This is a genomic window from Christensenella sp. KGMB01412, assembly GCF_055522415.1.
In genome coordinates this window covers 371,096-384,067 of sequence record NZ_JBVFVW010000001.1, presented here as the reverse complement: position 1 = coordinate 384,067, position 12,972 = coordinate 371,096, and the positions used below count along the sequence as shown (strand labels likewise).

The 12,972-nt window shown below is 49.0% G+C and carries 13 protein-coding genes and 1 pseudogene; all 14 read right to left on the bottom strand.

The window, feature by feature from the left end; all coding sequences use genetic code 11:
- Position 1: 1 nt before the first annotated feature.
- Positions 2 to 847, bottom strand: coding sequence for a ribosome biogenesis GTPase YlqF (ylqF, locus tag ACS5WU_RS01855; RefSeq protein ID WP_302762056.1), 846 nt, complete (start codon positions 845 to 847; stop codon positions 2 to 4).
- Between the two features lie 111 nt (positions 848 to 958).
- A complete protein-coding gene (gene rplS / locus ACS5WU_RS01850; protein WP_046444667.1) occupies positions 959 to 1,300 on the bottom strand; it encodes a 50S ribosomal protein L19 in 342 nt (113 codons plus the stop codon).
- Between the two features lie 96 nt (positions 1,301 to 1,396).
- A complete protein-coding gene (gene trmD / locus ACS5WU_RS01845) occupies positions 1,397 to 2,140 on the bottom strand; it encodes a tRNA (guanosine(37)-N1)-methyltransferase TrmD (protein WP_046444666.1) in 744 nt (247 codons plus the stop codon).
- Positions 2,130 to 2,654, bottom strand: a complete 525-nt coding sequence (rimM, locus tag ACS5WU_RS01840) for a ribosome maturation factor RimM (protein ID WP_302762052.1) — start codon at positions 2,652 to 2,654, stop codon at positions 2,130 to 2,132. The genes trmD and rimM overlap by 11 nt, the downstream gene beginning before the upstream one ends.
- A complete protein-coding gene (locus ACS5WU_RS01835) occupies positions 2,651 to 2,878 on the bottom strand; it encodes a KH domain-containing protein (RefSeq protein ID WP_046444664.1) in 228 nt (75 codons plus the stop codon). Before ACS5WU_RS01835 ends, rimM begins: the two co-directional genes overlap by 4 nt.
- A 16-nt stretch (positions 2,879 to 2,894) precedes the next feature.
- On the bottom strand, positions 2,895 to 3,134 hold the full coding sequence (gene rpsP, locus ACS5WU_RS01830) for a 30S ribosomal protein S16 (RefSeq protein WP_046444663.1): 240 nt from the start codon (positions 3,132 to 3,134) through the stop codon (positions 2,895 to 2,897).
- A gap of 73 nt (positions 3,135 to 3,207) precedes the next feature.
- A complete protein-coding gene (gene ffh, locus ACS5WU_RS01825) occupies positions 3,208 to 4,530 on the bottom strand; it encodes a signal recognition particle protein (protein WP_302762049.1) in 1,323 nt (440 codons plus the stop codon).
- A gap of 21 nt (positions 4,531 to 4,551) precedes the next feature.
- Positions 4,552 to 4,776: pseudogene (gene ylxM / locus ACS5WU_RS01820) on the bottom strand (YlxM family DNA-binding protein); the annotation flags it as partial.
- 142 nt (positions 4,777 to 4,918) lie between these two features.
- Entirely contained in the window at positions 4,919 to 5,563 is a 645-nt protein-coding gene (locus ACS5WU_RS01815) for an MBL fold metallo-hydrolase (RefSeq protein WP_465088905.1), read from the bottom strand.
- A 20-nt stretch (positions 5,564 to 5,583) separates the two neighbouring features.
- Positions 5,584 to 6,483, bottom strand: a complete 900-nt coding sequence (gene ftsY / locus ACS5WU_RS01810) for a signal recognition particle-docking protein FtsY (protein ID WP_046444661.1) — start codon at positions 6,481 to 6,483, stop codon at positions 5,584 to 5,586.
- An 18-nt stretch (positions 6,484 to 6,501) separates the two neighbouring features.
- Complete coding sequence (smc, locus tag ACS5WU_RS01805) at positions 6,502 to 10,050, bottom strand: chromosome segregation protein SMC (protein WP_465088904.1); 3,549 nt, start codon at positions 10,048 to 10,050, stop codon at positions 6,502 to 6,504.
- Between the two features lie 6 nt (positions 10,051 to 10,056).
- Positions 10,057 to 10,485, bottom strand: a complete 429-nt coding sequence (locus ACS5WU_RS01800; RefSeq protein ID WP_059108608.1) for a SoxR reducing system RseC family protein — start codon at positions 10,483 to 10,485, stop codon at positions 10,057 to 10,059.
- Positions 10,482 to 11,192 carry a tRNA threonylcarbamoyladenosine dehydratase gene (locus tag ACS5WU_RS01795; RefSeq protein WP_465088903.1) on the bottom strand — a complete coding sequence of 237 codons (711 nt, stop codon included), beginning with the start codon at positions 11,190 to 11,192 and terminating at the stop codon, positions 10,482 to 10,484. The genes ACS5WU_RS01800 and ACS5WU_RS01795 overlap by 4 nt, the downstream gene beginning before the upstream one ends.
- Entirely contained in the window at positions 11,182 to 12,966 is a 1,785-nt protein-coding gene (gene aspS, locus ACS5WU_RS01790; protein ID WP_046444657.1) for an aspartate--tRNA ligase, read from the bottom strand. The genes ACS5WU_RS01795 and aspS overlap by 11 nt, the downstream gene beginning before the upstream one ends.
- Positions 12,967 to 12,972 lie beyond the last annotated feature (6 nt).

The following is a 12,972-nucleotide window of genomic DNA, read 5'->3' as shown; positions in this document are numbered from 1 at the left end:
ATCAGCAACGCTCCGGCTTTTCCAGCGATATTCTTCCAAGCTTTCCATTTTTAAATTCGTCGAGAATTGTTTTCGCACCGCGCTCCGTATCATATACGCCGCCCTTTAGCAGAAAACCGCGCGCTTTACAAATATCTTCCAGAATCTCAAAATCATTCCGGTCAAGGTTGCTGAGCTGATAGCGCTCGGCAAGAAGCCGCGGCGCCGTCTCCTTCAAAAGCCCGATCAGGTAAAAAGCGAGTGATTCTTCGTCGAGGATATCGAGCTTCACGCTGCCAATAAGCGCAACGACAGCGCCTGTCTTCTGATCCTTGAATTTTGGCCAGAGAAGGCCGGGCGTATCCATGATTTCCAGATACTGGTCTATCTTCGCCCATTGCAGGGACCTTGTCACCCCCGGTTTGTTGCCTTCTTTCAGTTTTTTTTCGCCGGACAGGCGGTTTAAAATCGCAGATTTACCTACATTTGGAATACCCGCTACCATGCAGCGCAGCGTTTTATTCATCCCTTTATCCCTGTATCTTTGCAGAATGCCGTCCGCGCAGTCAATGATACTCTTTTTCAACTGCTGCGTATTTCCCCTGAGTGCGGAAAAGGAAACCGCGCTGATCCCTTTTTCCCTGAAATACGAAATCCAGTTTTTGGTGATATTTTCGTCAGCAAGGTCTGCCTTGTTCAGGATATAAAAACGTGTCTTGTTTGAAAATACGTCGTCAAAATCCGGATTCAGCGAGCTTTTGGGCGCACGTGCATCCAGCACCTCGATCACCAGATCGACCATTTTCAATTTATCCTTCAGCTGCCTGCGCGCTTTTGTCATGTGCCCGGGATACCACTGAATATCCATTCCAACCGTCCTTCCTGTACGGCGCTGCTGGAACGTTCGCCTGCAAGCAGGCAAAGCCCGCGCCATATATAAAAAAAGGGGGCGCTTGCCGCCCCCCGCATCTTATGACTTTTATGCTTCTCTGATTTTAGCTGCCTTACCGACTCTGTCACGCAGATAAAACAATTTCGCTCTGCGAACCCTGCCGTGACGAAGAACTTCGATCTTATCAACACGTGGTGAATGGATCGGAAATGTTCTTTCCACTCCAATGCCATAGGATACACGGCGAACCGTGATCGTCTCAGACAACCCGCCGCCTTTTTTCGCGATCAAATATCCTTCAAATGCCTGTAATCTTTCTCTGGTACCCTCGACAACCTTTACGTACACCTTAACAGTGTCGCCAACTTTCAGCTTAGGTACATCAGATTTCAGCTGTTCTGCTTCTACCGCTTTAATGATATCGTTCATTTTGAATAGCCTCCTTCCACTACAGACGTTCTTACCCGCATATTCGGGCAGCGGACCATCCTAATTCAAAACACTAAAATTCTATCACAACCTGACTTAAATATCAAGATTGTTTTTTAATTTAGAAAGCAACTTTTTATCCTGCTTTGTAAGCTCGGCTTTTTCCAGCAGGTCCGGCCTGCGCTCAAAAGTCTTTTTCAAGGCCTCTTCCCTGTTCCATGCGGCAATATTCTTATGATGCCCTGAAAGCAGGACTTCCGGCACGTCCATGCCGCGAAAGGACGACGGCCGCGTATATTGCGGATACTCGAGCAGCCCTTCGCTAAAGCTTTCCTCACTGACAGATTCGTCGTTGGAAAGCACTCCCGGTACATAACGCATCACACAATCCATCAGTACCATTGCAGGAAGCTCTCCACCGGTCAATACATAATCCCCGATGGAAATTTCTTCATCTATCAGGTGATCAAGCACGCGCTGGTCTACGCCTTCGTAGTGCCCGCATAAAATATTAACCACCTCAAACCCGGATAGTTCCTCTGCTTTTTGTTGCGTAAGCGTCTGTCCTGCGGGGCTCATATAAATATTACGCGTTCTTTTCTGCGCATATTTTGTCTCAAGCGCTTCGAAACAACTGAAAAGCGGCTGGGGCATCAAAAGCATTCCCGCGCCTCCGCCAAACGGATAGTCGTCCACACGGTTATGCTTATCTTCCGTAAAGTCACGGAAATTGACCGTATTCACCTCAATCAGCTGTTTTGATATTGCTTTTTCGCACAGGCTGGTTCCGCGAAACCCCAAAAACATCTCGGGAAAGATTGTCAGGCAATTAAATATCATATACCGCAACCTCTTCAAGCCTTTGCGCGTCTACGCGTATCACACCCGTATCTACGTCCTTTTCCACTACGACGCCCGGAATTGCCGGAAACATACAAACACCGCGTTCTTCCGTATACACTACATACACATCAGCCGCGCCGTTTTGCAGAATATCCTTCAAGGTGCCAAGCACTTGACCGTCCGTAAGCAACACGCTAAGGCCAATCAGGTCGCAGATATAATAAGCCCCTTCGGGCAGCTTTGCCGCATTTGCACGGTCGACGTACAAAACGCTTCCACGAAGCGCTTCCACCGCATCCCTGTCATCGTAGCCTTTCAGCTTCAGGTAAGCATAGCGCGCATCTACGCGTGCGCTTTCCACCTCTACTGGCTTATAGTCTCCTTCCGACAGGAAAAAGACATGAGACAGGTATGAAAACCGTGACAGGTCGTCCGTAAAGGCATCCAGCTTAATTTCTCCCCTCAGGCCCTGCGGCTTCAGGATGCGGCCAAGTTCGAAATAGTCTGTCATATGATTTCTACAATATACTTTTTGGACGCTTTGGTCGTAGCGGCTTTCACAACGGTACGGATGGCTTTTGCGATCCTTCCCTGCTTACCGATCACCTTTCCCATATCGTCCGGCGCAACCGTCAGCTCAAGGATATAAGCGTTTTCTTCTTCACGCTCGCTAACCTTTACCGCATCCGGCTCGTCTACCAGATTCCTGGCAATATATTCCACTAATTCACGCATTGCAAATCACCCTTTTTTAGTTGATTGCGCCGCTTTTTTTCAGTAATGCGCGCGCAGTATCCGTAGGCTGTGCACCATTGCCGATCCAGCTTTGCGCCTTTTCATTATCGAGTTTCAGGTCCTTTGTAAGCGGGTTGTAATAGCCGATCTCTTCAATGTATCTGCCGTCGCGCGGCGCTCTTTCATCTGCTACAACCATTCTGTAAAACGGTCTTTTCTTGGAACCCATTCTCTTTAATCTGATTTTTACTGACATAGTATAACCTCCAAAATAAATTCAACTTAATATTTGATTACCGATCAAACGGCGACTCACTTTCCCACTGCCGTTAAAACGGCATTTTGAACATTCCCTTGCGCTTACCGCCTTTTCCGGAGAACTGGCGCAGCATCTTTTTCATCTGGTCAAACTGGTTGAGCAGGCGGTTTACTTCCTGCACCGTGGTACCGCTGCCAGCGCAGATGCGTTTGCGGCGCGAACCATTTATAATCTGTGGATTCTGGCGCTCTTCTCTGGTCATGGAACGCACGATTGCCTTGGTGCGTTCAAGCTGTTTTTCGTCAAGCGTCATGCCTTTGAGCTTATTACCTCCCGGCATCATCGCGAGGATATCGCTCATGGAGCCCATATCCTGAAGCTGCTCCATCTGGTCAAGGAAATCCTCAAGGTTCAGCTGATCCTTTGATATCTTTTTCTGGAGCTCCGCAGCCTTCTTCTCTTCAAACGACGCTTCCGCCTTCTCAATCAGCGTCATAACATCGCCCATGCCAAGGATACGCGACGCCATACGCTCCGGATAAAACGGCTCGATGTCCGTCAGCTTTTCTCCCACGCCCACAAATTTGATCGGCTTTCCTGTTACCGCACGCACGGACATTGCCGCACCGCCTCGGGTATCGCCGTCGATTTTTGTAAGGATTACTCCGTCGATTCCAATATTATCGTTAAAGGTCGTCGCCGCGTTTACCGCGTCCTGGCCTGTCATTGCGTCAAGCACAAGCAGCGTTTCCGTCGGATTTGCCGTCTGCTTCAAATCCTTAAGCTCGCTCATCATCTCATCGTCAATATGCAGCCGTCCCGCCGTATCGACAATCACAATATCACAACCAAGCTTTGTCGCCTGTTTCAGCGCTTCCTTATAAATCCTGGAAGCGTTATCCTGTCCCATATCAAACACATCTACGCCTACCTGCTCGCCTACCACGTGCAGCTGCTTGATCGCCGCAGGGCGATAAATGTCACAGGCCACAAGAAGCGGTTTCTTGTTCTGCTTTTTGTAATACCCTGCAAGCTTTGCGCAAAATGTCGTCTTACCCGCGCCCTGCAAGCCCATCATCAGGATTACCGTAGGGGGTGAACCCGCAAGCTTGATCTCCGCCTGTCTGCCACCCAGAAGCTCCGTAAGTTCGTCGCGCACGAGTTTGATTACCTGTTGTCCGGGCGTAAGGCTTTCCAGAATCTGCGAACCGACAGCCTTTTCGGAAAGCTCCTTAATAAACTTCTTCACAACAAGGAAGTTAACGTCCGCCTCCAGCAATACGAGCTTTACCTCCCGCATTGCAGCTTTGATATCGCTTTCAGAAAGCTTGCCGCGCGATGTCAGCTTTTTAAATACATTTTGTAATTTTTCCGCAATTCCTTCAAATGCCATTTATTTCTCCCCAGAGAGCTGCTTTTCTACCAGTCCAAGTTTTTCTTCCATATCCATAAGCTTTGCCTGCGCGCGCTTTAAGGTATCAAGCACGCCCTGACGGGATATTCCAAATTCCTGCGCAATTTCCGCAAGCGAGTAATCGTCATTATAATATAAGGCAAATATCTTCGCCTGTTTTTCGGTCAGGAAGCTGCCATAAAAATCATAATATAAACTGAGACTCAAATCTTTTTCATGCTTCATCTTATTCCCGCCGATACAGATGCACATTTTCCTTCCAGTACATCTTATGTCCTGATTCAAAAAACAGGTGTCAAGTATGTAACCTTTACACCTGTTTTATTATACATGATTTTTCCCTTCTGTCAAGCCGTTTTCCTGATTTTTACAGCCTGTCCAGCTTTTCCATCGAGATTGCCGCCCCATGCCCCGGATAAAAAAGCTTCGCCTCGCAAGACTTCAGGCGCAAAAGGCTTTTATCCGCCCGCCCGTAATCCTCCGCAATACGCGCGCCGCTTACACCGAACAAATTCATCATCGTATCGCCAACAATACACGCCTGCGCGCCGCCGCACAAAAATCCCACAGAGCCTGCGGTATGGCCAGGCAGCGCAATCACCTGCACATGCACGCCGTATTCAGATAAATCCTGCCCATCCTCCAGAAAAAAATCCGGCTCAAACAGATCGAGCTTTATTTTATGGATTGTCCGCAGTGACGAGCTTTTGATAAAACCGCCAATTATCCCCCGCGATTCAAAGCTGCGGAGGCGGTTATCCTGAGAAAGCCTGTAATCTTCCTTGTGGATCGCAATGGGAACATTTAGTTTTTCAGCCAGGAATGCCGCGTTTGCACTGTGGTCAAAATGTCCGTGCGTCAAAGCAATCAACCTGATATTCCAGCCGCTGATTCTTGCAAGCAGTCTTTCACGGATCGGCTCCGGTCCGGTATCCACAAGGATTGCCGATCCATCTTCTATGATTCCAAAACAATTCACCGTCCCAAACCGGAGCGGTACAATCTCCTGCATTTTATGTTCTCCGATTCGCTTTATTCCAGAATTGCCCTGGCAAACTCTTTTGCATCAAATGGCTGCAAATCATCCACGCCCTCGCCAACACCGATAAAGCGCACAGGCACGCCGGTCATATCCTTGACCGCGCACACAACTCCGCCCTTTGCGGTTCCGTCAAGTTTTGTCAGGATAATCCCCGTCAGCTTCACGCTCTCATTGAAAACCTCCGTCTGGGAGATAGCATTCTGCCCTGTCGTCGCATCCACCACAAGAAATGTCTCCCTGTTCGCCTGCGCATATTCCTTGTCGATCACGCGATTGATCTTTTCAAGCTCGCTCATCAGATTTTTTTTGTTGTGCAGCCGCCCTGCCGTATCGATAATCAGCAGATCAATATCGGCATGCTTTCCCGCGTCGATCGCATCATAAACCACAGCCGCCGGATCCGCACCCTCCGCATATTTGATTACGCGCGTATTCGTACGTTCTCCCCAAATAGAGAGCTGTTCCGCCGCGGCTGCACGAAAGGTGTCTGCGGCAGCTAAAAGCACTTTTTTACCTTGGGTGTTATAATAATTGGACAGCTTTCCGATCGCCGTCGTTTTGCCGACGCCGTTAACGCCCACAATCAGCATCACGGTTGGCTTTTTAACCTCTAACGGCGGCGCGTCCATATAATCCGCAAGAATCTCTACCAGCATATCCTTGATCTGCTCCGAATCCGCCACCTTATTTTCTTTGACGCGGTCTCGCAGGGTTTCTACGATCTTTTCCGTGGTAGCATAACCGATGTCTGACAAAATCAACGCTTCTTCAAGTTCTTCGAAAAATTCTTCGTCAACCTTCCTGAAATTCTTGATTACATTATTTATTTTTGCTGAAAAATTTTCCCTTGTCTTATTGACTCGTTCCTTTAGCTTGTCAAAAAATCCCATTTTCCTGCCTCATTTCTGTTAAAGTTGTACGGATACAATGTCTGAAACGCCCTTTTCCTGCATTGCAATCCCATATAAAGTATCACAGATCGCCATAGAGGGCTTTCTGTGCGTAATGACAATAAACTGTAAATCCTCAGATAATGTTTGCAGATATTCTGAGAACCGTATTACATTCGCATCATCCAGCGGCGCGTCGATCTCATCCAGCAGACAGATCGGCGAAGGATTGATATTGAGCATCGCAAAAAGCAAAGCAATCGCCGTAAGAGCCTTTTCTCCGCCTGACAAAAGCTGAATATTCTGGAGCTTTTTGCCCGGCGGCTCCGCAATGATCTCTACGCCGCACTCCATGATATCCCCATCCTCCAGAACAAGCTCCGCATGGCCGCCTCCAAACAGGTCCCTGAACGTATTGGTGAAATTTTCGTTGATCAGTGCAAATTTCGCGCGGAAGCTTTCCTTCATACCGGACAACAGGTTGTCGATCACCACCTGCAAATCTCCGCCTGCTTTTACAAGGTCTTCGCGCTGCACAAGCAAACTGTCGTAACGTTCGCGCACGCGCGTATAGTCCTCGATTGCATTCGGATTCACCGCGCCCATGTCGCGGATTTGCTCCCTGATGCCATCTATCTCCTTCATAGATGCCTGATAAGGAAATTCCTTTTTCCACTCAAGCGCATTTGCATAGGTAAGGCCGTAATCATCCCACAGCTTTGTCTGGTATGTCTCGCGTGCAAGCTCCAGCTTCTCGCGGTTGGCGATATACTTGTACTTCAGCTCAATTAACTGCTCCTTGCCGCCAGTGAGCTCTTCACCCTTTTGCTCCGCCTGTGCAATCTGCCCGTTAAGCGCATTGCGCATTTCCAGCTTCTCTTTTGACTCGTCGCCCGCACGCCGCACCCGATCCAATACTTCGTCAAGCTGCCCGCGAAGCTCCGCCTTCTGGTGCGTAAGCTGCTTCATCTCAACCATAAGCGTTTCATTTTGGTTTTGCATCGCTTCTAAGCTTTGCTTTGCCTGCGCGGCTGCAAAACGCACGTGCTCCGCCTCGCTCAGCAATATATTTTTCTGGTTGTTAAGCTCGGTTTGCTCCAGCTCTTTTGCAGACAGCAAATCCTTTGTTTCAGAGGTTTGTGCCGCATTCTTTGCCGCGCGTTGCTCTGCCTCGGCCTGCTTTGCAAGCAGCGCTTCAAAATCCTCCCCCGCTTTTTGCACATCATCAAGGAGCGTTTTGATCTGCATGTTGATTGCTTCCAATTCGCTTTGCGTGTTTTTCAGCTCATCCTGCAGCTTTGCCGATATGGTATCCTGATCTGCAAGCGCTTCCTTTGCCGATGCGAGGCGCTGCTTTATTTCCGCTGACCTGATTTCCTGTGCGCGAAGCTCGTTTAACGCTTCCTGCTGTCTCTTTTGCGCCTGCTCGGCCGATTGTTGGCAAGCTTTTAACTCACGCCCGACCTTCTCAAAGCGTTTCTGGTTCTCCGCTATATTTTCCTCAAGCTCCTGCGCCATACGTTTCCTGGAAAGAAGCCCTGTTTTCGTGTTTTTCAGGCTGCCGCCTGTAATCACGCCACCCGGCTTGATAAAATCCCCGTCCATTGTGACCGCACGGAACGCATAATCCGATTTTTTCATCAGCCTGATTGCGCTGTCCATATCGCGGACGATCACCGTCCTGCCGAGCAAAAAATCCACCGCGGGCCGTATTTCTTCTGCGCAATCGATGGCCTCGCTGGCAACGCACTCCACGCCATCCATCGCCAAAAATTCTTTTTCATTTTTTTGCAGGTGACGTACTTTCAGAGCCTTTGTCGGCAAAAACGTAACGCGTCCAAGGTTATTTTTCCTGAGGAAGGCGATAATATCCTTTGCGTCCGTGTCCTCTTCCACAACAACATTTTGAAGGGCGTTTCCCAAAATCACTTCAATCGGCGTCTCGTATTTTTTGGGAACGTCAATCACTTCTGCCAGTACGCCTTTTATTTTACGCCTGATTTCCGGTGCATTTTTTGCCTGCTTAAACAAGGATTTTACACTGTCAAAATATCCTTCGTATTCCGCGCGTATATCGCTCAGAAGCTTAAAACGCGACTCATCCTCGCTGATACGCCTGGAAACCGCGGCAGCCTGCGCTCCAAGCTCTTTTTCCTGTGCGCGCGACGCAGCCATTTCCTGCGCTGCCTCGTTCATCGTTTCACGAAGCCTGGCAGCCTCATCGTCATAGCGTTTCGTCTCAGCAAGCAGCGTCTGCACCTGCTCCGCCTGCTTTTTGACATATTCCTTATGTTTCTTGGTCTCTTCTTCTGTGGCTTTGCTTTTTTGTGTCAGCATTTCGCTGCGCAGTTCTTTTTCGCTTTGCTCGAGCTTCATCGACTGCAATACGCTGCGGGCGCTTTCCACCTCGCGTTTGATATCGTCAATCGCATCTGCCGCGTCGCCCGACTCGCCCGTAACAGCCTCTATTCTTTTTCTCAGTTCCAGAATTTCAGCATATTTTTGGTCGATCGCATTGTTTTTTTCATTGACCTGTTTTCCCAAATCCTCGGCCTTTTTTTGATTTTCCGAGATAACCTCTTCATATTCGTCTCGTTTTCGCGAATTTTCATGAAGAATAGCGAGATGCGTGCTTTCCTTTTCCTCGAGTACATTCAGCAGCCCCTTTAGGCGTTCCTGCTCGCTCATCTGCTCCGCTAACATTGCATTTTGCTGCTCAATCTCCTGCTGCAGAGCCTGAAGACTTCTTTTGCATTCAGAAACACGCGCTGCCTCTGCGTTTATCTGCGCGGTAATATCATGATATTCCTGCTCGTTTTCTTTAATCTGCTCTTCATTTTTGGCGATTCTCTCCCCTGCGCGGTCATACTGGTACAGGTAAAGATTGATTTCGAGCTCCTTTAGCCTGTCCCGCAGGTTCAGGTAATCCTTCGCCTCGTTCATCTGCTTCTCAAGGGGCTCTATCTGTGCGGAAAGCTCGGAAATAATATCGTCGATACGCGTAATATTCTCGTTTGTTTTTTGCAGATTCCTCTCCGCTTCCTCCTTGCGCACCCTGTATTTCATGATGCCTGCCGCCTCTTCAAACACCTTGCGGCGCGCGGTCGCCTTGCTGTTCAAAATCTCATCGATCTTGCCCTGTCCGATGATGGAATAACCTTCTTTGCCGATTCCGGTATCACGAAACAATTCCAGAATATCCTTTAACCGGCAACCTGTATTATTAATCGAATATTCGCTTTCGCCCGAACGGTACATTTTCCGTTTTACAGAAATTTCCGTATATTCTGATTTGATCCGCATATCAGAGTTATCAAAAATAAGCGCAACCTCGCAGTATCCCTTTTTACTGCGCGTTTGCGTTCCATTGAAAATCACATCCTGCATACTGGTTCCACGCAGGTTCTTTGAGCTTTGCTCGCCCAAAACCCACCGCAGCGCATCCGCAATATTGCTTTTACCGCTGCCATTTGGTCCCACGACGCCCGTGATTCCCTTATTAATAATAATCTCTTTTTTGTTGCAAAAAGATTTGAAGCCGTTTAGTTCGATTCTTTTTAGAAACAAAGGGATTTACTCGCTTTCTTCCACAATTTTTGTCATGGTGTATACATTCGCAAACTTCTTCTTGAAGTAAGGATTCAAAAGCCTGAGCACTACAAACGCAACCGCAGCAAATACAATTCCAAGGATTGCCGCAAAAGCGTCCTTTACCGGGAAAATATCCTGTGGGATCACATAGCCAAGCCATACGCCGATAAACAGCATGATCAGCGGGAAAATATAAGCAATCGCCGAAGATTGCAGTGCATTTTTAGTTGTAAATTGGACCTCTACACGTTCCCCCTCACGCGCATGAAGCGCATTTTCCATCGTGACGGTGATATCGTTCTGGCCTGATATCATCCCGCAGGCGCCGCACTTCGCACATGCCGAAGTCCGCTCAAACAACACGTACGCCGTATTGCCATCTATTTTTGTAACGAGTCCCGATTCCTTCATTGCTCTACCCCGATAATCCGCCTGACCACATAACCGGCCATCAATAGCCCGCATACGGGCGGTACAAACGATATACTGGCGGGCACGTGCTTTCCATCCTCAGCGAGCTGCGTTTTCTGGGGAAGCTCATCGGAGCAAACCACGGGCAGCTTATCGATTCCCGCATCCCGAAGCCTTTTGCGTAATATTTTTGCAATCGGATCACACTTTGTCACAAACAAATCCACAATGCAAAAACGCTCCGGGTATAGTTTATTTCCCGCGCCCATAGACGAAATGATTTCAATTCCCCGCCTGCTGCACTCCAAAATCAAAAGCTCTTTGGAGCGCAGGCTGTCGATCGCGTCCACCACAAAATCGATCGGGCCCGACAGCAGTTCATCCGATGTTTGCCCGTCATAGAACGCATCATACGCCACCACGTTTGCCTGCGGGTTGATGTCCAGGATACGCTCCTTCATCACGCCCACTTTCTTCTTGCCGATTGTAGACGAAAGCGCAACCAGCTGCCTGTTGCAGTTCGAAGGCTTTACAACGTCATTATCGACCAAAATAAGCGTTCCCACGCCCGCTCTGGCAAGCGCTTCCGCAGCGAAGGAACCTACACCGCCTACGCCAAACACAGCGACAGCTGAATCCTTCAATTTCGCCGCCGCATTCGCTCCGAGCAGCGCAACCGTTCTGGAATCGTCCATCTTAGTCTTCATCCACCTTGATATGCAACTCCCGCAGCTGTTTTTTATCAACCTCCGTAGGTGCCTTTGACATCAAATCCGACGCATTCTGCACTTTTGGGAATGCGATTACGTCACGGATAGAATCCACGCCTGCCATCAGCATTGCAAGGCGGTCAAGGCCGTATGCGAGCCCGCCATGCGGAGGCGTTCCGTATTTAAGCGCTTCAAGCAGGAACCCAAACCGGTTCCATGCGTCCTCTTTCGAGAAGCCCAGCGCTTCGAACATTTTTTCCTGCAGCTCTGAGCTGTGGATTCTGATGCTTCCCCCGCCGATCTCGTTGCCGTTCAATACGATATCATACGCCTTTGCCCGTGCATTTGCCGGATCGCTTACCACCTTATCGATATCTTCATCCATGGGCGACGTGAAGGGGTGGTGCTTCGCGACATATCGTTTTTCTTCCTCGCTATACTCAAACAGCGGAAATTCCGTTACCCACAAAAGATCCCATGTATTCTCTTTGACCAGCTCAAGCTTTTCAGCAAGCTTTAGACGCAGAGCGCCAAGCGAATCATACACGACAGAATTCTTATCACCCACAAAGAACAGGATATCTCCTACCTGTCCGTCTGTGCGCTGCATGATTGCGTCGATTTCCTCCTGCGTCATAAACTTTGTGATTGGCGAATTCAGGCCGTCCTCGCGGATAGATATCCACGCCATACCCTTTGCGCCATAAATTTTAACAAAATCAACCAACGCGTCTATCTCGCGACGCGCGAGGATGTTTGCACATCCCTTTGCATTGATCGCCCGTACGCTCCCGCCATTTTTCACAACGGAGCTGAACACCTTGAACTCGCTGCCTGCCACAATATCGCTGACATCCCTTAGCTCCATGCCAAAACGCGTGTCCGGCTTATCGCTGCCAAAACGGTCCATTGCCTCCTGATAAGGAATGCGGCGCAGCGGCAGCTTGATATCGATATCCATCACGTCTTTAAATACTTTTTGAATCAGCCCTTCGTGTATTGTCATCACATCGTCCGCGTCCACAAAAGACATTTCCGTATCAATCTGCGTGAATTCCGGCTGACGGTCGGCACGCAGGTCTTCGTCGCGGAAGCATTTTGTGATCTGGAAATATCTGTCATAGCCGGAAACCATCAATATTTGTTTGAAAAGCTGCGGAGACTGCGGCAACGCATAAAACGCGCCCGGATGAATACGGGACGGTACAAGATAGTCCCTTGCGCCTTCCGGCGTACTCTTTTGCAGCATAGGCGTTTCTATATCAAGGAATCCGTTATCTGAAAGATAAGCACGCGCTGAGTTGGCTATTTTGTTACGCAGGATAAGATTCTTTTGCATATCCGGCCTGCGCAGGTCAAGAAAGCGGTATTTAAGCCGCAGCTCTTCACGGACCTTGGAGCCGTCTTCGATCTCAAACGGGGGCGTTTCCGCCTTGCTGAGTATCTTCATTTCGCGAACCTTTACTTCAATAAGGCCCGTAGGGATTTTCGGATTGACCGTATCCTCGGACCGCTCCATGATTTTACCCTTTACGGCAAGAACAAATTCGCTGCGGATGCTCCCTACTTTATCAAAATCGCCCTCAAACACCGATTCGTCAAATACAACCTGCATAATTCCCGAACGGTCACGCAGGTCAACGAATACAAGCCCGCCAAGGTCCCGGCGCGTATCCGCCCAACCCATAAGCGTAACTTCCCTGCCAACGTCGTCTTTTGTAAACTCTGCGCACAGCGCGGTTCTTTTCCAATCGCCTAATAATTCTCCCATTTCACT